The organism is Amycolatopsis sp. NPDC052450, from assembly GCF_044547565.1.
Classification (GTDB): domain Bacteria; phylum Actinomycetota; class Actinomycetes; order Mycobacteriales; family Pseudonocardiaceae; genus Amycolatopsis.
This window is the reverse complement of the sequence record NZ_JBIUAQ010000004.1, coordinates 236593-256841: the sequence shown is the minus strand read 5'-3', so window position 1 is coordinate 256841 and position 20249 is coordinate 236593. Positions and strand designations below refer to the sequence as shown.

The following is a 20249-nucleotide window of genomic DNA, read 5'->3' as shown; positions in this document are numbered from 1 at the left end:
GAACAGTTCCGCCTACGCTGAGTACAGCGTAGGCGGAACACTCTGAGTCTGACTCGGTCTCCGGTGAAAGAACATGCGAGAGAAGTCGGTCGCGATGGCATACATAGAGGATCGTTGGTGGAAGGATAAACGAAGTCCTTCGACCGGCGAACGTATTCGAGATGGCGCCGGAGTTCCAGTACGCACGAAAACACCCCGCTTCGGCACTGGCCTGCGCTACCGCGTGCGCTTCACCGACCCAGACGGCGATGAGCATTCAAAGTCGTTTCCCGATGGGCAACTTGCTCTGGCTCGCAAGTTCAAGACAAAGATGGAGAACGACCTCTACGCCGGCATCTACATCAGCCCCAGGGCAGGCGACATCAGCTTCGCCGACTTGTCAGTCACCTACCGGCACGGCCGGTCACAGGACGAGTCCAGCAAGGTCTCGCTCGACAGTCTTTTCGACAATCAAATACTGCCATTCCTGGGCAGGAAGAGGATCAGAAACATCGACGTAGCGGTGGTTCGGCAGTGGAAGCTCTGGCTGGCCGAGCACTCCCACATCTCCATCAACTACCAAGCCGATGCCTGGATGACCGCGTCCGCCACACCCGACGCGGCAGTCGAAGCACGATTGATCGGAACGAACCCCTTCCGAAGCAGCCTCCTCTGCCCGCCGCGACGCGTCTTTCATCGAGTGACACCGTGGCCGGCGGCCAAACTACGCGCGATCAAGCAGGCACTTCCCGATAGGTACAGGATAGCCGTGCCGCTCGGCGCAGGCCTCGGCCTCCGTCCAGGTGAAGTGTTCGCCTTCTCGCCCGAGAACATCGACCGCGCGAAACTCACGTACAACTGCGATCGTCAAATCGTGTACTGCAACGGAATTCTGGCCTTCAAACTACCGAAGGGACATAAATCCAGAACGATCCCTATGACCAGAGCTATCATCCGGTTGATAGACGACTACACGGCGGCATACCCGCCCATCCCCGTCACCCTCCCCTGGGCCGAGCAGGACAGGATCCTCACCCGGACTGTCAACCTGCTCATCACCGACGCAAACGACCGGCCGTGGCGGGGGTCCACCTGGGGAGAGCACGTCTGGAAGCCTGCCTTCGAGCAGGCCGAGATCTCCTACCAGCGGCAGCAGGACGGCATGCACGCCCTGCGCCACTTCTACGCCTCATACCTGCTTACCCAAGGCGTCACCATCAAAGAAATAGCCGCCTACCTCGGCCACTCCTCCGAAGCCTTCACCCTCAAAATCTACGTACACCTCACCCTGACCAGCTACGACCGAGCACGGCTCGCGATCGACACCATGTTCCCGCCCGCACCCACCAGACGCAGGATGGCAGGGAACCACGGCCGCCGTATCAAGACGGCAGGCCTGAACCGCCGACGTAGATAGCGGGCAACCAGGCCTGCCGCTTGCTGTTCCGCGAACTATGCTGGCACCCAGGCCGCCAACCGGCACTGGACACGCTGCACGGGCAGATCGTGATCGCACCCGACCCGTCCGGCCGACACGTCATCGATGTCTGCGGAGCCCTCATCCTTCCCGCCGCGGCCCGCCACATGTGCGGCATCGAACCCGACCGGCCTCTCGTCCTCGCCGTCTCGACCCACGAACAGGTGCTCATCGTCCACTCCGGCACGATCGTCGCCGTCTCCTGACCGAGCAGCGACGTAACGGGACTGGATCATGACGCCTGATCCCGCCCAGATCCTCGCTGCCAGCGAACCCGATCTTGGTCCATCCCTGGGCTTACACGGTTGGCATGACACGGCCCGCGTCTCGAGGGCAGACATGACCGGCGTAACGCACAGAACAGCGCACACGACTACAAATCACCTCGTGCCAAGGAGCTCCTCATGATCAAGGGCGTCGTCCTCTTCGCCGCGGCAGCGGTCACTCTCACCGCCTGTTCCGGTCGTGACGCCGGCGATCTCGGTGTCGGTGGCTTGACTCCCGCCCCTGCTTCGACACCCAGCTACACGCCGCAAGGGTCCTGCCCTCCGCTGCAGACCGGACAGTCATGCATCAACGGGCAACTGGTCCAGTCCAGCCCGACCAGCGAAGCTCCGCAGTCACCGCCCCAGGTCGAGTCCAGTCCAGCCAGCGTGGCTCCGCAGTACCCGCCCCAGGTCGAGCAGGCCCGTGGGTCCGCGGAGTCGTATCTCGACTACAGCGCTTTCTCGCGAAACGGCTTGATCGATCAACTGTCCTCGAAGTACGGCGACAGCTACCCGAAGAACGTCGCCACCCAGGCGGTGGACAGCCTGGATGTCGACTGGAACGCGCAGGCAGCCAAATCGGCACAGTCCTACCTGGACTACACCTCGTTCTCCTGCACCGGCCTGATCCAGCAGCTGTCATCGAGGTACGGCGGGCAATTCACCAACGCCCAGGCCAAGTTCGGCGCACACCAGACGAAGGCGTGCAAATGAGGTCCCACCTGTGAACATCGCCGAACACTCCACTCCCCTCGCGCCGCACCTGTCGCCGGAAAGATCGGCCGAATCCACCTAGCCGTCCGGCAACTCATCCCCGCCGCGACCCAGGCTGCCGTACTTGCTCCAGCCTCGGCCACCTCGCACGCGGCGACGACCTCTCATAATCCTTGTCCCTACACCCCGCCAAGTCTGCCGCAGCGCGGTAACTCGCCGTGAGGCCATACGCCTTGAGAATCTCCCTGTTTTTCTACACATCGCGCAGCCTCGCCGCGCGACAACCTGGACGATCTACCGGGGAGATATCTGCCATCCACGGGAACCCGGGGCCACCAACGGGGCCTCTCTGGCCCGCTATAGAGAGTATTCACTGGCCACGGACATCATTCGTCAGCTAACTCATGCTTAGCCTAGTTCGGGGATAGCGGGGAAGTACTTGTAAAGCTTACTGTCAACATGGACTCCACGAACCCTTGGACCGCGTTGAGCGGGCTCCAGACGGAAGCGAGACCAAGGAACGGCGAATGCATGCATTTGCAAGCGGCCCAGAATCTCCCCAGGGATCCATTATGGACGTTTGCGACAGCTAACACAGCAGGTAAAGGTGGCACCAAGGCGACCGCCTACACCCAACTTCGCTCTGTGCGACATGATCCCCAACGCCGAGCACTGGCGGGTCTCCGTGCACGAGGCACAGGAACTGCAGCACGCGATCATGGGATATCTGCCCGGCTACGCCACTCCGCGGATCGTCTGCGACGTTCCGTATGTCGGGAAGCGCTGGGTGCACCAGCTCGCCGAGTACGACCGCGAGCGGGGAATTTCCTACTGGACCAAGAACTACCGCACCGGGATCGAGCACGAGGACCCCGAAGCCTTGCAGCGCAAGTACCCGTACTACGACCCGATCTCCACGCTGCCTGAAGCCGGCCAGCGCTGGTGGCGCGAACAGCACGGATAGCTTTTACATGTGTGCATCCAGCACGAGGAACGCGCGGATCCGCCGGACTTGACGTTGCGGCAAAGGGCAGAACCGGAAGCGTCCCTCACCGTGTGGATTTTGGGACGTCAGATGGCCCGAAATCCACACGGTGAGGGACGGGAGCGCCAGTGAGTCCACACCCTCACCAGAAGCCACCTTTGCCTGACGGTGGCACAAGACCGGCGATCTGCACCTGACCGCCAAGTGCGTGGCTCCGGTGACCAAGTGCCGGAGCCACGCACCTGCCCATGTCCGTGCACCGGCGCACGGGGGGTCGAGTTCGGGGCGCCTACTGCGAAGCCATCCGTTCGCGGAGGCTGCGCGGGCGCATGTCGGTCCAGACCTCGTCGACGTGGTCCATGCACTCCTGACGGCTCCCCCGGTGTCCCGTGGCGCGCCAGCCCTCCGGGATCTCCTTCTCCGACGGCCAGAGGGAGTACTGCTCTTCGTCGTTGATCAGTACCTGGTAGGTGTTTTCGTCAGCCATTCGACTTTCCTTTCGTGTCCAGCATTTCCGTTTTCTCGGGCAAATCCGCGGCGGTCTCGTCGATACGCCGGGGGAACCGGCGCAGCGTCGGGTTGAAGGTGGCGAGAAGGGTGACGACGGCGATCGCGCCCGCGCAGACGAGCACGGCGGTGGCGCCCGGCAACGCGTCGACCAGCCAGCCGCCGAGCGCGGGGCCCGCCGCGGCGGCAAGGCCACCGGTCACTCCCATCACCCCGCCGAGCCGCCCGCGCAGCGCGTCCGGCGTGAGCAGCAGCTGGTAGGTGCTGATGGTGGTGTTGGCGGCGGGCGGGAGGAACGCCATCGCCGCGAACAGCAGGCCCATCAAGTATCCATTGTGGACGAACACCGCGAGCGGGGTGAGCACGGTCAGTGCCCAGAACACACTGATGATCATCACGTACGGGCTGAGCTTGCGGTGCAGGTACGGCGCGGCCAGCGCGCCGAGGATGCCGCCGCCGCCGAGCATCGCGGCCATCACGCCGATCTCGCCCGCCGGGACGCCGCGCGAATCCGCCAGCACGATGATCACCAGGTAGTACGCGCTGAAGAACAGGTTCAGGCAGATCGCGCACACCGCGGTGATCCGCACGTGCGGCTGGCGCCACACCCAGCGCAGCCCCGCGACGATCTCCCTGCCCAGATGCGGGGTCGCCGTCCGGTGTTCGATCGGCTTCGGCGGCAACCGCACGAACAGCAGGGCGACGAAGGCGACCACGTGGGCGATGGCGTCGAAGACGAACGGCACCATCCGGCCCAAGGCGAACAGGAACCCGCCGAGCGCCGTGCCGGACAGTTGCCCGGCGCTCGACCGTGCCGCGTTCATCGCCACCGCCGACGGCACCTGGTCCACGGTGACCAGCCGAGGCAGGCTCGCCTCCTCCGCGGGTTCGAACAGCGCCCGGCACAGCCCCATCACCGCGGCGACGGCGATCATCATCGCCACGTTCGCCACACCCCACCACAGCGCCGCGACCAGTGCGGCGGCCGCGAGGCCCTGCACGGCTTCGCAGGCCAGCATGATCTTCTTGCGGTTCCAGCGATCCACCAGAGCCCCGGCGGGCAGCCCGGCGGCGAGCTGGGCGATCGCGACCGCGCCGAGCACCAGACCGGACTGCGCCGCCGAGCCGGTCACGGCCAGCACCAGCAGCGGGAAGGCGATCATCGACGTGCTGAAACCGGTCTCCGAGATGACCTGCCCGCCCCACAACAGGCGGTAGTCGCGGTTGCGCGACAACAGCGTCGTCATGCCGGCTCACCCCGGACGTCTCGGGCCATCCTGCGCAGGGCCGTGGCGAAGTCCGCGGCGACCGATTCCACGGTCGCCCGGTCGTGGCGGTCCGGGCGGTGGAACCAGGAGAACTCGAGCCGTCCCTCCTGGACACCGCCGACCACCTCCAGCAGATGGCCGCCCGGGTCCGCCGGATCCTGCTCGTGGCCGATCGGCGCGTGCGATGCCCGGTAGAGCCCGGTTCCGGCGGCGGTGTCGTCGCCCTGTCCGAGGTAGTTGAACGAGATCTGTGGGGAGCGCCCGCCGAGCTCGGGGAATCTCCGCCGGCGGAGCGCGCCGAAGCCGAAGCCGTTGCCGGGCACCGCGCGCAGTTGCCTGCGCACGGACTTCACCAGGTCACGCCAGCGTGGCTCGTCCGCGGTGGTGACGTCGAGCGCCAGTGGGAAGAGCGTGGTGAACCAGCCGACCGTGCGGGTGAGGTCGACGTCGTCGAAGATCTCCTCCCGGCCGTGGCCCTCCAGATCCACCGCGACCTGCTCCTCGCCCGTCCACCGCGCCAGCGCCCAGGCCAGCGCCGCGAGCAGGACGTCGTTGATGCGGGTCCGGTAGGCGCCCGGGGCGAGGTGCAGCAGCGCGTCGGTGTCATCGGCGTCGAGCCGGACGGTCACGGCCTCCGATGGGGTGCCGGGGACCGGCGTCGCGCGGTCGACGGGTAGATCGCGGGCAGGCAGCAGCCGCGACCAGTGGTCGCGTTCGTGATCGAGCCCGCCGCCGTCGACGAACTCCCGCAGCCGATGCGACCAGTCGCGGAACGACGTCGTCTTCGCGCCGAGGTCGACGGATTCGCCGTCGGCGGCCTGCCGGTAGGCCCGCTCGAGGTCTTCCAGCAGGATCCGCCACGACACCGCGTCGATCACCAGGTGGTGCGCGGTCAGGAACAGCAGCGGCCCCGGCTCGCGGGCGAACAGCACGGCCTTGAGCAGCGGGGGCGCGGACAGGTCGAACCCGGCGTGCGCCTCGTCGGCGACCTCCTCCATCAGCGCCCGCTGGTCATTTTCGTCCACTGTGGACACGGTTTCGATCCGCAGCGCCGTCGACGCCCCGACGGGGTCGTTGTGCTGCCGCCATTCCCCCTCGACGTGCTCGAAGCGCATCCGCAGCGCGTCGTGGTGTGCGACGACGGCGTCGAGCGCTTGCCGCAGTACCTCCAGGTCCACCGCCGGAGTCAGTTCGACGAGAACGGACTGGTTGAAATGGTGCGGGTTGGCGGTGTGCACGTCGAAGAACCACTGCTGGATCGGGGTGAGCGGCACGTCCCCGGCGACGGCCTCGCGCTCGTCCGGCTCGGCTTCGACGGAAGTGACGACCTTCGCCAGTTCCGCGACGGTCCGGTGCCGGAACAACTCCTTCGACGTCATCCGCCAGCCTGCCTGACGGGCGCGGTGCACCACCTGGATGCTGAGGATGGAGTCGCCGCCCAGTTCGAAGAACCCGTCGTGGGCGCCGACCCGGTCGAGGCCGAGGACTTCCGCCCAGATGTCGGCGAGTGCCCGTTCCACCGGCCCCTGCGGCTCCGTGTACGTCGCCGCCGCCACCGGTGCGTCCGGCTCGGGCAGTGCCTTACGGTCCAATTTGCCGTTGCGGTTCAACGGAAGCACGTCGAGCGGAACGAATGCCGACGGGATCATGTACCCGGGTAGCGAACGGCCGAGGAACTCCCGCAGCGCGGCCGCGTCCGGGGCGTCCGCCACGGATACCAGATAGGCGACCAGACGCGCCTGACCGTCGTCCCTGCGAGCCACGACGACGGCTTCGGTGAGGTCGGGATGGCTCCGCAAGGCGGCTTCGATCTCTCCAGGCTCGATCCGGAAACCCCGGATCTTGACCTGCTCGTCGACACGCCCGAGGTACACCAGTTCGCCGTCGTGCTGCCGGATCACGACGTCACCGGTGCGGTACATCCGCTCCCCCGGCTCGCCGAACGGGCACGCGATGAACCCGGCCGCGGTCAGCCCCGGCAGCTCGAAGTACCCGCGGGCCAGTCCGGCGCCCGCCACGTACAGCTCGCCTGCGATCCCGGCCGGGACCGGGTTCAGCCGGTCGTCGAGCACGTACAGCCGCGTGTTCCAGATCGGATGCCCGATCGGGACCGCGCCCGCGGCCAGTTCCTGTCCTGGCCCGACGCGGTACTCCATGCAGCCGACGGTGGTTTCGGTCGGGCCGTACTCGTTGATCACCACCACGCCGGGATGGTCCGCGCGCCAGGCGTCGGTCACCGAGCCGATGAGCTGGTCCCCGCCGACCACGAGTTCGCCGGTCGGCGACAGATCGTCGTCGTCCATGACGCCGAGGAGCGGCAGATGGCCCGGAGTGGCCTTGAGGAAGGTGGGCGGCCGCTGTGCCGGGCTGCCGGCCACCCGGATCCGGCCGCCTGCGAGCAGCGGGCCGTAGAGCGTGTTCACCGTGAGGTCGAAGGAGACCGACGAGTGCAGCACGGCCGTTCCGCTCAGGCTGGGATACGCCTCGACCGCCCAGTGGAGGAAGTTCAGCAGCCCGCCGTGGGTGGTGATCACCCCCTTGGGTTTGCCGGTCGATCCGGAGGTGTAGATCACGTAGGCGGGGTTATCGGGCGAGGGCCGCACTCCGGGGTCGGTCTCCGGCCACCCAGCGGTATCCAGTACCGCTTCCCGATCGTCGAGCACCGCCAAGGGCCGCGAGTCGCCGAGCACGGCGGAAATCCGTTCCGGTGGGTACATCGGGTCGATCGGGACGTAGGCGGCACCGGATTTGAGCACGGCGAGCAACGCCACCAGCAGCTCCGCCGAGTTCGGCAGCACGATCCCGATCCGGTGCTCCGGTCCGGCCCCGGCCGCGATCAGCCGATTGGCCAGCCGGTTGGCGTGCCGCTCCAGATCGGCGTAGGTGAGAGTGACGCCGACATCGGTGACCGCGGTCGCGTCCGGGGTCCGCTCGGCCTGTGCCCGCACCAGTTCCGGCAGCGTGGCCGCGCCGAGCGGCCGCGCGGTGTCGTTCAGGGTGTGCACAAGGTGGTGCTGTTCGACGGCGGTCAGCAGCGGCAGTTCGCCGAGCGGGCGGTCCGGGGCGGCGGCGACGCCTTCGAGGATGAGCCGCAGCCAACCGGTCAGCCGTTCGATGGTGGCCGGGTCGAACAGGTCGGTGTTGTAGTTGACCGCGCCGCGCAGGCCGCCGTCGTGTTCCTCGAACTGCACGAGCAGGTCGAACGCCGCAGTCGCCGACGGCAGCGCGATCTCCTCGGCGGCCAGCGCGCCACCGGCGGGCACCGGGTCGCCGATGTTCTGCAAGGCCACCATCGCCTGGAAGAGCGGCGTACGGCTGACGTCGCGCTCCGGCTGCACGGCGTCCACGACCCGCTCGAACGGCACGTCCTGGTGAGCGAAGGCGCCGAGGACGGTCTCCCGGACCGACGTCAGCAGCTCACGGAACGTCGTCGTGGCGTCCACTGTGGACCGCAGCACCAGGGTGTTGACGAAGAAGCCGATCAGCCGTTCCAGTTCCGGTCGCTCCCGGCCGGACGTCACCGTGCCCACCGCGACGTCGTCCTGCCCCGACCACCGGCCCAGCAGCACCTGGCAGGCGGCGACCAGCGTCATGAACAACGTGCTGTCCTCGCCACGAGCGAGGCCCTTGAGCGCGGTGACCAGTCCGCGCGGGACGTCGAACGCGTACCAGTCGCCGTTCGTGGTACGCACCGCCGGCCGCGGCCGGTCGGTGGGTGGTTCCAGGGGAGGCATGCCGTCGAGCCGGTCCCGCCAGTAACCGAGCTGATCCGCCAGCAGCTCGCCTTCGACGACCTGCCGCTGCCACACGGCGAAGTCGGCGTACTGGATCGGCAAGTCCGGCAGCGGCGGCTCCGTACCGCGGACGAACGCCGTGTAAAGCGCGTCGAGGTCGCCGGCGAGCACGCCGGACGACCAGCCGTCGGTGACGATATGGTGCAGCGCCAGCGTGAGCACGTGCTCGTCCGGCGCCAGCCGGATCAGCCTCACCCGCAGCAGCGGGCCGGTCCGCAGGTCGAACGGCTGCCGCACCTCGCTTTCCAGCGTCTGGTCCAGCGCGGCCGAACGGTCCTCTTCGGACAGTCCACTCAGGTCGTCCAGTGGCAGTTCCACCGCGTACGGAGCGCCGACGAGCTGGACGCCGCGCCCGTTGTCCGCGTCGAAGGTCGTCCGCAATGCTTCGTGCCGGGCGACCAAGGCGGTCAGCGCGTCGGTGAGCGCCCCGACATCGAGTTCGCCGCGCAGCCGCAACGCCGTCGGCGACACGTACTCCGTGCTGCCCGGTTCGTACTCGTCGAGGAACCACAGGCGCTGCTGCGCGAACGACAGCGGCAGCGGGCCGTCGCGATCCATCACCGGGATGGCCATGCCCGCCGGTCCTTGATCGGCCACCGCGGCGGCGAACCGGCCGAGGACCGGGTCGGAGAACAACGCGCGCGGTGACACGTCCGTACCGAACGTGGCCCGCACGCGCGACACGATCCGCATGCTGAGGAGGGAGTCGCCGCCCAGTTCGAAGAAATTGTCCTCGACGCCGACTCGCTCCACGCCGAGCACATCGGACCAGATCTCGGCCAGCGTGCGCTCGGCGGAGGTCCGCGGTGCCACGTACTTCGTGCCGGTGCCACTGCTTTCCGGAGCGGGGAGCGCACGGCGGTCGACCTTGCCGTTGCGGGTCAGCGGCAACCGGTCGAGCACCACGAAGGCGGACGGCACGAGGTGGCCGGGCACGGCTCGGCGCAGCCAGGCCCGCAGTTCGGTGACGTCGGGTGCCCCGGCGCCGGGTACGACGTAGGCAGCCAGCCGCCGGTCCCCCGGCTCGTCTTCGCGCGCGATGACGACAGCCTCGGCGACGGCGGGATGCCCAAGGAGGACGGCTTCGATCTCACCCGGCTCCACACGGAAGCCGCGGATCTTGACCTGCTCGTCGACCCGGCCCAGGTAGTCCAGTTCCCCGCCGGCCGTCCAGCGGACGCGGTCGCCCGTCCGGTACAGCCGCTCGCCGGGCCCGCCGAACGGGTTCGCGACGAAGCGGTCGGCAGTGAGGCCGGGACGACCGAGGTAACCCCGGGCGAGTTGGACGCCGGCGAGGTACAGCTCGCCGGGCACGCCGGCCGGGACCGGCGAGAGCGTCCGGTCCAGCACGTACACCCGCACGTTCCCGGTCGGCCGCCCGATGACCGGGTGCTCACCGCGGACGCGGCAGAACACCGAGTCCACCGTGACCTCGGTGGGGCCGTAGTAGTTGTAGACGGCCGTGCCGGGCAGTGCCGCCAGCTCACGCCACAACGTCTCACCGGTCGCCTCACCGCCGACCAACAGGGTGCCGGGGCGGTGCGCGCCGTCCAGGAGTCCGCCCTCCAGCAGCTGCTGGAGGTACGACGGCGTGAGGTCGAGCAGGTCGATCCGGTGCTCGTCGACGTAACGGGCGACGGCGCGCGGGTCCATGCGGGTGCCGTCGTCGAGGACGTGCAGCTCGTGACCGTCCATCATGGCCAGCAGACCCTCCCACGACGTGTCGAAGGAGAACGCCGCGGTCAGTGCCGCCCGTGTCCGTTTCCCGGCGGCGTCGCCGATGAAGGAACGGCGGTGGTCGGCCAGCAGGCTCAGGAGACTGCGGTGCTCGACGACCACGCCCTTGGGCAGCCCGGTCGACCCGGACGTGTAAATGACATACGCGGCGTGATCCGCCGCGGCGCCGGGGAGCTCACGTGGTGACGGCCGATCGCACCATGCGCGGACCTGGGCCGGGTCGTCGAGTACGACAGCCGGGCTCGCGTCCCGCAGCAGCCACTCGAGCCGGGTGGCGGGCAGATCCGGGTCCACGGGCAGGTACACCGCGCCCGCCTTGAAGATCGCGAGGATCGCGACGACGGCCTCGGCGGAGCGGGGCAGCACCACCGCGACCACCCGCTCCGGACCCGCACCCTGCTCAGTGAGGTGGCCTGCCAGCCGGTCCGACCGCTCGTCCAACTCCGTGAAGTCCAGGGCGGTGTCCCGAAAGACCAAAGCGGTCTCGTGCGGGGTGCGGGCCACCTGGGTGCGGAACACGTCCAGCACCGTGCCCCCGGGAACGTCGACCGCGGTGTCGTTCCAGTCCACCAGCAGCCGACGACGCTCCACGTCGCCCAGCGGGGACAGCTCGGTGACGCGGCCGTCCGGCTCCTCGGCGATCCGCCGGACCAGCCTGGCCAGGTGCTCCGCCAGTCGCTCGGCCGTCGCCGCGTCGAACAGCCGCGGGTCGTAGGACAGTTCCAGCCCGAGTCGTTCGTGCAGGTACGCGGTCAGGTTCAGCGGGAAACTCGTGGTGTCGAGTGAATCGACGTCCCGCACCACGACACCGTCGCCACCCGCCGCGTCGTCGATCGGGTAGTTCTCGAAGACGACCACACTGTCGAACAGGCCGGTCCCCGGCGGCACGTCGATCAGCGCCTGCAGCTGCGCCAGTGACACGAAGTCGAACCGCCGCGAGTCCACCTGCTCCGCCTGCGCCTCCCGCAGCCAGTCCGCCACGGTCTGTCCACTTCGGACTCGCATGCGCGTGGGCACGGTGTTGATGAACATGCCGATCATCGACTCGACCCCTGGCAGTTCGGCCGGACGCCCGGACACGGTGGTGCCGAACAGCACGTCCTGCTCGCCGCTGTGGTGCGCCAGCAACAGCGCCCAGGCGCCCTGCACCACGGTGTTGACGGTCAGCGCCGCGCGCTTCGCCATGGTGTGCAGCCGCTGTGACTCTTCGGGCGAGAGTTCGACCAGTACCGTTTCGCCCGATTCGGCGCGGTGGGCCTCGACCGGCGGCCGGTCGTACGGCAACGGCGTGGGCGCCTCGAACCCGGCGAGGAGGTGACGCCAGTGGCGTTCGGCCTCCTGGACGTCCTGCTCGGCCAGCCAGCCGAGGTAGTCGCGGAACGGTCGCCGGGACGGCACTTCCGGCCGTCGTCCGCCGATGAGGGCCGCGTACCGTTCGCACACCTCGCCGAAGGCCTGCGCGGTGCTCCAGCCGTCGAGCAGGACGTGGTGCGAGGTCCACACGCACTGGACCTCGTCGTCGGTCAGCCGGGCGATCGCCAGGCGCATCAGCGGCGCTGTCGTCAGGTCCATGCCCGCGGCCAGGTCGTCCGCCAGCAGGTCCGTCAACGCGACCTGCTGGTCCTCTTCGGACAGTCCACGCCAGTCGAGTTGCCGGACCGGGAGCGGGACGTGGCGCCGAACCACCTGCACCGGCTCGTCGACCCCTTCCCACACCACACAACTGCGCAGGATCGGCGTCCGGTCGACGAGCTGCTGCCAGGCTTCGCCGAACAAGACGGGCTCGGCGACACCGGAGAGCCGGAGCCGGAACTGGTCGAAGTACGCCGTCGAACCGGCGTCGACGAGGCTGTGGAAGACCATGCCCGCCTGCAGCGGGGTCAACGGGTAGACGTCCTCGACGTCCCTGCCGTCGCCGGCGATCCGGTCCACTTGGGACTGGCCGAGCCGGGCCAGCGGGAAGTCCGACGGCGTGCGGCCCCCGGCGTCCGGCAGGGCGCAGTGCGCGACGATCTCCCGCAAGGCTTCGACCGTGCCCTCGGCCAGCCGCCGGACCGTGGCCTCGTCGTGCAGGTCGGCGGAGTACTCCCAGGCCAGCCGCAGCCGTCCGTCCTCCACGACACCGATGACGTCCAGCAGGTACGTCCGCGGGCTCGCCTCGGCGATGTCGCGGCCGAGCGACTCGTGCCGCTCCTGGTACAGGCTCTCGCCGGACGGCGCGACATCCCATTGCCCGTGGTAATTGAACGAGATCCGGGGCGCCGGATCGTCTCGCAGCAGGCTCGCCGAGGTTCCGTCGCGGCCGAGATAGCGGAGTGCGTCGTAGCCGACACCCTTGTTCGGCACCGCGCGCACCTGTTCCTTGACCGACTTCAGCTCCTCACCCCAGCCCGCGTCGGGGCGCAGGTTCAGCGCGACCGGGAACTGGGCGGTGAACCAGCCGACCGTGCGGGACAGGTCGAGCCCGTCGACGATCTCCTCGCGGCCGTGGCCCTCCACCGCGATCACCATGCGGTCGCGGCCGGTCCACCCGGCCAGCACCCGCCCGAGCGCCGCCAGCAGGACGTCGTTGACCTGCGTCCGGTACACCGACGGCACCTCGTGCAGCAGCGCGGCCGTTTCGACCCGGCCGAGGCTCGCCGAGACCGTGCGCGCCGAGCCCGCTTCATTGCGACCGGGCCGGTCCACCGGCAGGTCCGGACTCGCGTCGCTGAACACGGTCTTCCAGTGCTCGAGGTCCTCGTCGAATCCGCCCGTCCGGACGTGACCGGCCAGCGACCGTGCCCAGGCGGTGTAGGAAGTACCGACCGGCTCGAGGTCTTCACCCCGGTAGGCGGCCTCGATGTCGGCGAGCAGGACACGCCACGACACGCCGTCCATGACGAGGTGGTGCACGGTGAGGAACAGCCGGGGCGCCTGGTCGCCGGGGACGAACACGATCGCCCGCCACAACGGCCCATCGGTGAGGTTCAGCGAGCTTTGCGCGGCGAGCGCCGCCGCGTGCATCCCGTCCTCGTCCGCGGTGGGCAGCCGAACGATCTGCGGCGCGGTGTCCTCGTCCGGCGCCGGTTCCTGTACCCACTCACCCGCCACCCGCGAGAACCGCATGCGCAGGGCGTCGTGGTGCGTCACCACCCGGCTGACGGCGTCGGACAGGCGCGTGAGGTCCACGTCCGCTCGGAGTCCGATGTGGATGGACATGGTGAAGTGTCCGTCGTCGAGGCCGGTTTCGAAGAACCACGACTGGATCGGCCCGAGCGGTGCCGGCCCGGACGGTTCGGCGGGCACCGCCGACTCAGGCGCCACCCGCGCCTCGACGATCGAACCCAGCTCGGCCACGGTCTGATGCAGGAAGATGTCCTTCGAGGACAGGGAAAACCCCGCCTTACGCGCTTTCGACACGACCTGGATGCTGAGGATCGAGTCGCCGCCGAGGCCGAAGAAGTTGTCCTCGGCGCCGACCTGTTCGACGCCCAGCACCGCCGAGAACACCTGGGCCAGCTCACGCTCGACCGGCGTCCGCGGGGCCACGTACCGGCGGCCCGCCTCGACGTGCCCGTCTGGTGCGGGCAGTGCCCGGCGGTCGAGCTTCCTGTTGGCGTTCAACGGAAGCGCGTCGAGACCGACGAACACCGCGGGCACCATATGCGCAGGCAGGGTGCGGCCGAGGAACTCCCGCAGCACGGTGGTCCCCGGCACCGCGGCGCCCGGCGCCGGGACCAGGTACGCGACCAGCCGGCGGGTGCCGTCCGCCTCGTGGGCCACCACGGCGACCTCGCCAAGGTCCGGATGCGTGGCCAGCACGGCTTCGATCTCGCCGAGCTCGATCCGGAAGCCTCGGATTTTGACCTGCTGGTCGGCGCGGCCCTGGTACTCCAGTTCGCCGTCGTGCCGCCGGATCACCAAATCCCCGGTCCGGTACATCCGTTCCCCCGGTGCGCCGAAGGGACACGCGACAAACCCGGCCGCGGTCAGTCCCGGCCGCCCGAAGTACCCACGGGCCAGCCCGGCACCGGCGACGTAGAGTTCGCCCGCGACCCCGGCGGGCACCGGGTTCAGCAGCCCGTCGAGCACATACAGCCGCGTGTTCCAGATCGGATGACCGATCGGAACCGCGCCGTCGAACGGCTCCTGTCCCGGCTCGACCCGGTACTCCATGCAGCCGACGGTGGTCTCGGTCGGCCCGTACTCATTCACCACCACCGCGGTCGGATGGTCCGCGCGCCAGCCTTCGGCCACCGGCCCGAGAAGCTGATCGCCGCCGACCACCAGCTCACCCGTCGGCGACAGCTCGTCCTCGTCCAGCGCGCCCAAGAGTGGCAGATGACCCGGGGTGGCCTTGAGGAACGTGGGCGGCCGCGGTGAGGGGCTGCCCTCCACCCGAATGTGGCCGCCGGTGAGCAGGGGGCCGTACAACGTGGTCACCGTGAGGTCGAAGGAGACCGACGAGTGCAGCACAGCGGTGCCGCCCAGGCCCGGATACGCGCCGGCCGCCCAGCGGAGGTAGTTCAGCAGTCCGTCGTGGGTGCTGACCACGCCTTTGGGTCTGCCGGTCGACCCGGACGTGTAGATCACGTACGCGGGCAGGCCGGGCAGCGGCCGCACTCCCGGGTCGGTTTCCGGCAGCCCCGCGGTGTCCAGGACCGCCTCCCGGCTGTCGAGCACCACCAACGGCCCGGAATCGTCAAGCATGAACCGGATACGTTCCGGTGGGTACAGCGGATCGATCGGCACATAAGCAGCACCGGATTTGAGCACGGCCAGCAACGCCACCAACAGTTCGACCGAATTCGGCAGGACGACGGCAACCCGCTGTTCCGGCCCGGCCCCGGCCGCGATAAGCCAGTGAGCCAACCGATTGGCGTGCCGCTCCAGCTCGCCGTAAGAGAGAGTGACGCCGCCATCGGTGACCGCGGGGGCGTCCGGGGTCCGCCCGGCCTGGGCCCGCACCAGTTCCGGCAGGGTCGTCTCGTCCAGCGGCCGGGTGGTGTCATTCAGCGTGTGCAGGAGATGGTGCCGCTCGCCGGTGGTCAGCAGCGACAGTTCGCCGAGCGGGCGGTCCGGGGCGGCGCTGACGCCTTCGAGGACGAGCCGCAGCCAACCCGTCAACCGCTCGATCGTGGCGGTGTCGAACAGATCAGTGTTGTAGTTGACCACTCCGTCGAGGCGCCCGGCGACCTCCTGGAACTGGATCATCAGTTCGAAGGTCGCGGTCACCACCGGCGGCGCCAGTTCCTCGACGGCCAGCCCAGGCAGCGCCGGCTTCCCCTCGGGCGTGTTGTGCAGTACCACCATGACCTGGCACAGCGGGGTGCGGCTGGTGTCGCGGACCGGCTGCAGGTCGTCGACCACGCGGTCGAAGGGGACGTCCTGGTGCGCGAAGGCGTCCAGGGTCAGCTCACGGACGTCGCGGAGGAACGCGTCGAACGGCCGGGAAAGGTCCACTTCGGACCGCAGCACCAGGGTGTTGACGAAGAAGCCGATCAGCCCTTCCAGATCGGCGCGTTCCCGGCCGGAGGTGACCGTACCGACCGCGACGTCGTCCTGTCCCGACCAGCGGGCGAACAGCAGCTGGCAGGCGGCGAGCAGGGTCATGAACAGCGTGCCGTCCTGGCGCCGGGAGAGCTCCTTCAGCCGCGCGGTGGTGGCCTCCGGGACGCTGAACTCCAGCAGCGCGCCGTTCTTGGTGCGCACGGCGGGCCGGGGGCGGTCGGTGGGCAGCTCCAGCGGCGGGACGTCTTCGAGGCGGTGCCGCCAGTAACCCAGTTGCTCGTCCAGCATGGCCCCGGCCAGTCTTTCGCGTTGCCAGACCGCGAAGTCGGCGTACTGCACCGGCAGATCGGGCAGGCTGAGGCGTTCCCCGCGGACGAAAGCGGTGTACAACGCGCTCAGGTCACCCATGAGCACTCCGGACGACCAGCCGTCGGTGACGATGTGGTGCAGCACCAGCGTGAGCACGTGCTCCTCCGGTGCCAGCCGGAGCAACCGGGTGCGCAGCAGCGGACCATGGCGCAGGTCGAACGGCGCAGTCGATGCCTCGGCCAGCGCGGTGATCAACCGTCGTTGTCTGTCCTGTTCGGACAGTCCACTGAGGTCGGTGAGCGGCACCCGGACTTCGGACGGCGGATGCACCACCTGGGTTCCGTGCCCGTCGACGGTGTCGAAAGTGGTGCGCAGGGCCTCGTGCCGGGCCACGAGCGCGGTCAGCGCCCGGTCCAGTGCGCCAGTGTCGAGTTCTCCGCGAAGCCGCAACGCCGTCGGCGAGACGTACTCGGTACTGCCCGGTTCGAACTCGTCGAGGAACCACAGTCGCTGCTGGGCGAACGAAAGCGGGGCCGTCAACGCGCCGTTCTCGCGTTCGATGACCGGAATCGCGACCTCGTGCCCGGCGGAACCGGGCAGGGCCGCGGCGAGCCGCTCGGGGGTGGGCGCGGTGAACAGCAGCCGCGCCGGGACCTCCGCCCCGAGCGCGGCCCGGAGACGGGACAGAACACGGATGCCGAGGATCGAGTCCCCGCCGAGATCGAAGAAGTTGTCCTCGATTCCGATCCGTTCGACACCGAGCACGTCCGCCCAGACGCCGGTCACCAGCCGCTCCACGTCGTCGCGCGGGGCGACATACCGGGCGCGGGCGGCCGAGAAGTCCGGTGCCGGCAGGGCGGCCTGGTCGAGTTTGCCGTGCCGGGTCAGCGGCAGCCGGTCGAGCCGGACGAAGGCCGAAGGCACCAGATAGTCGGGTAGTGAACCGGCCAGGAAACGCCGGAGTTCGCCGAGGTCCGGGCTTCCGCCGTCCGGCACGAAGTAGGCCACGAGCCGCTTGCCGTTCCGGTCCTCCCTCGCCACCACAGCGGCTTCGGCGACCGCGGGGTGACGCAGCAGGACGGCCTCCACCTCGCCGGGTTCGACGCGGAACCCGCGGATCTTGACCTGCTCGTCGCACCGGCCGCGATAGTCCAGTGCTCCGTCGCCGGTCCAGCGGACGAGGTCGCCGGTGGCGTACATCCGCGTGCCGGGCGCACCGAACGGGTCTGCGACGAACCGGTCCGCGGTCAACCCCGGACGGCCGAGGTAACCACGAGCCAGCTGGGCGCCGCCGAGGTACAGCTGTCCCGGTACGCCGAGCGGTACGGGTGAGAGCGTCTCGTCGAGGACGTAGGCGCGGAAGTTGCCCAGTGGACGGCCGATCAGCGGGCGCTCACCGGACACCGGCGTGCACACGGCGTCGACGGTGGTCTCGGTCGGCCCGTAGTAGTTGTGGGCGGTCGTCCCGGGCCGATCCGCCAGCTCGCGCCACAGAGCCTCCCCGATCGCTTCGCCGCCGAGCATCAGGTGTTCCGGGCGGTGCGGCCCGTCCAGCAGTCCGGCGGGGAGCAACTGCCGGAGATAGGACGGGGTCAGGTCGAGGAAGTCGATCCGGTGCCCGGTGACGTACCGGGTGAGCGCCTCCGGGTCCAGCCGGGTGTCGTCGTCCACGAGGTGCAGTTCGTGGCCGTCGGCCAGCAGCAGCGGTCCCTCCCAGGACGTGTCGAACGACAAGGCCGCCGTGCCCGCCACGCGCAGGCGGCCGGCGCCGAAGACCCGCCGGTGGTTGGCCAGCAGGTTCACCAGCGCGCGGTGCTCGACCACGACGCCTTTCGGCTTGCCCGTCGACCCGGAGGTGTAGATGACATACGCGGCCTGATCGGGGCGAGGGCCGACGGGCACCGCCGGATGCCCCGTGCACTCGAAGTCCTCGTCCACCACCACGACCGGATCCGCGTCACGCAGCAGCGTCTCGATGCGTTCCGCCGGGAGACCGGGGTCGACCGGCAGGTACACCGCACCCGCCTTCAACACCGCGAACAGTGCCACCACGGCCTCGGCCGACCGAGGCAGCATGACGGCGACGATCCGCTCCGGTCCGGCTCCCCGCCGCACCAGCTCACCGGCGAGTACGTCGACGCGCCGGACCAGCTCCGCGTAGTCCAGCGTCTCGTCACGGAACACCAAAGCGGTCTCGTGGGGCGTCGCCACGGCCTGGCGGTCGAGCAAGTCCACGACGGTCGTGTCCGGTACGTCGATGCCGGTGTCGTTCCACTCGACGAGCATCCGGTGCAGCTCGCCGTCCGTCGTCAGCGGAACCCCGGCCAGCGGCCGGTCCGGTTCGGCGGCGACGGCGTCCAGCAGCACCGCGAGATGGGCGATCAGCCTGTCGATGGTGTCCGCGTCGAACAGCGCCGTGCTGTATTCGACCAGTCCGGCGAGGGCGCCGTCGCGTTCCTCGAACTCGACGGTCAGGTCGAAGTTCGACGACTTCCGCTCGACACCGACGTCTTCGGCCTCGAGTCCATCGAAGGACGGCTTCGCGCCGGAGGCACTGTGCAGCAGCACCATCACGTCGAACAGCGGGCTGCGGCTGGGATCGCGGTCCGCGTGCACGGCGTCGACCAGCCGCTCGAAAGGCACGTCGTCGTGGGAGAAGGCGTCGATCACCGTCTCCCGCACCTCGCCCAGCAGCTCACGGAAGCTCCGCGACAGGTCCACAGTGGACCGAAGCACCACGGTGTTGACGAAGAACCCGACCACCCGCTGCAGTTCCGGCCGGTCACGGCCCTGGACGACCGTGCCGACGGCCACGTCTTCCTGCCCGGCGTAACGCGCGAACAGCACCTTGCAGGCCGCGAGCACGGTGGCGAACAGCGTGGTCTCGCCGGACCGCGCCAGCTCGGCCAGCCGCGCGGCCGTCTCCCGCGGCAGGCGGAATTCACGCACCGCGCCCTCGGTCGTCCGGGTCGCCGGTCGCGGCCGGTCGGTCGGCAGCTCCAACGGGGCGAGCCCGCCCAATCTGTGCTGCCAGTAGGTGAGCCGTTCCGCGAGCACGTCGTCCGACAGCCGGTTCCGCTGCCACGCCGCGAAGTCGGCGTACTGCACCGGCTGCGGCGGGAGCACGGCCCGCTCACCACGGACACCGGCGTTGTACAGCTCGGCGAGTTCGCCGGTCAGCACGCCCATCGACCAGCCGTCGGTGACGATGTGGTGCACACACATCAGCAGCACGTGCTCCTCGGGGCCGGTCTTGCCCAGCCATGCCCGCACCAACGGCCCGCGCTGCAGGTCGAACGGTCGCGAGTACTCCTCGAGCAGCACCCGTTCGAGCGCTTCGGCGTCGACGTCCACCACAGGCAGCGGCAGACCCGCCGGCGGGTGGATGATCTGGACGCCTTCGCCGTCCACCTCGTCAAAGGTGGTCCGCAACGACTCGTGCCGTTCGACGAGCGCGCGCAGGGCTTCGGCCAGGGCCGGGATGTCGAGTTCTCCGGACAGCCGCAAGGCCAGTGCGCTGTTGTACTCGGCGTCGTCCGGGTGGAGCCGGTCGAGGAACCACAGCCGCCGCTGGGCGAACGACAGCGGGAGCGGGCGGTCACGATCCGCGGTGGGGAGCACGTCGGTCCGCGCGGCCGCGCCTGCCATCCTGGCGCGCAGCTTCTCCCGGAGTTCGGCGGGCAGTGCCGCGATTCGGTCGGATCTGGATGACGTCATGGG

The 20249-nt window shown here is 69.2% G+C and carries 6 protein-coding genes and 1 pseudogene; 4 read left to right on the top strand and 3 right to left on the bottom strand.

The window, feature by feature from the left end:
* Nucleotides 1-73: 73 nt before the first annotated feature.
* The 4 genes and pseudogenes from ACIHAO_RS10040 to ACIHAO_RS10025 form a co-directional block, all read left to right on the top strand.
* On the top strand, nt 74-1396 hold the full coding sequence (locus tag ACIHAO_RS10040) for a tyrosine-type recombinase/integrase (protein WP_396556410.1): 1323 nt from the start codon (nt 74-76) through the stop codon (nt 1394-1396).
* Between the two features lie 89 nt (nt 1397-1485).
* Complete coding sequence (locus ACIHAO_RS10035) at nt 1486-1662, top strand: hypothetical protein (RefSeq protein WP_396556408.1); 177 nt, start codon at nt 1486-1488, stop codon at nt 1660-1662.
* Nucleotides 1663-1860: 198 nt separating this feature from the next.
* Entirely contained in the window at nt 1861-2436 is a 576-nt protein-coding gene (locus tag ACIHAO_RS10030; protein ID WP_396556406.1) for an Ltp family lipoprotein, read from the top strand.
* 637 nt (nt 2437-3073) lie between these two features.
* Nucleotides 3074-3400 (top strand): annotated as a pseudogene (locus ACIHAO_RS10025) (lysine 2,3-aminomutase); the annotation flags it as partial.
* Between the two features lie 310 nt (nt 3401-3710).
* Here ACIHAO_RS10025 and ACIHAO_RS10020 read toward each other — a convergent pair.
* The 3 genes from ACIHAO_RS10020 to ACIHAO_RS10010 are packed head-to-tail and all read right to left on the bottom strand — an operon-like array spanning nt 3711 to nt 20246.
* On the bottom strand, nt 3711-3908 hold the full coding sequence (locus tag ACIHAO_RS10020; protein ID WP_396556404.1) for an MbtH family protein: 198 nt from the start codon (nt 3906-3908) through the stop codon (nt 3711-3713).
* Complete coding sequence (locus tag ACIHAO_RS10015; RefSeq protein ID WP_396556402.1) at nt 3901-5175, bottom strand: MFS transporter; 1275 nt, start codon at nt 5173-5175, stop codon at nt 3901-3903. The genes ACIHAO_RS10020 and ACIHAO_RS10015 overlap by 8 nt, the downstream gene beginning before the upstream one ends.
* Nucleotides 5172-20246, bottom strand: a complete 15075-nt coding sequence (locus tag ACIHAO_RS10010; RefSeq protein WP_396556400.1) for a non-ribosomal peptide synthase/polyketide synthase — start codon at nt 20244-20246, stop codon at nt 5172-5174. The genes ACIHAO_RS10015 and ACIHAO_RS10010 overlap by 4 nt, the downstream gene beginning before the upstream one ends.
* Between the last annotated feature and the right edge of the window lie 3 nt (nt 20247-20249).

Coding starts and splice junctions, on each gene's coding strand:
- ACIHAO_RS10030 (WP_396556406.1), top strand. CDS start 1,861: ATGATCAAGGGCGTCGTCCTCTTCGCCGCGGCAGCGGTCACTCTCACC.
- ACIHAO_RS10020 (WP_396556404.1), bottom strand. CDS start 3,908: ATGGCTGACGAAAACACCTACCAGGTACTGATCAACGACGAAGAGCAG.
- ACIHAO_RS10040 (WP_396556410.1), top strand. CDS start 74: ATGCGAGAGAAGTCGGTCGCGATGGCATACATAGAGGATCGTTGGTGG.
- ACIHAO_RS10015 (WP_396556402.1), bottom strand. CDS start 5,175: ATGACGACGCTGTTGTCGCGCAACCGCGACTACCGCCTGTTGTGGGGC.
- ACIHAO_RS10010 (WP_396556400.1), bottom strand. CDS start 20,246: ATGACGTCATCCAGATCCGACCGAATCGCGGCACTGCCCGCCGAACTC.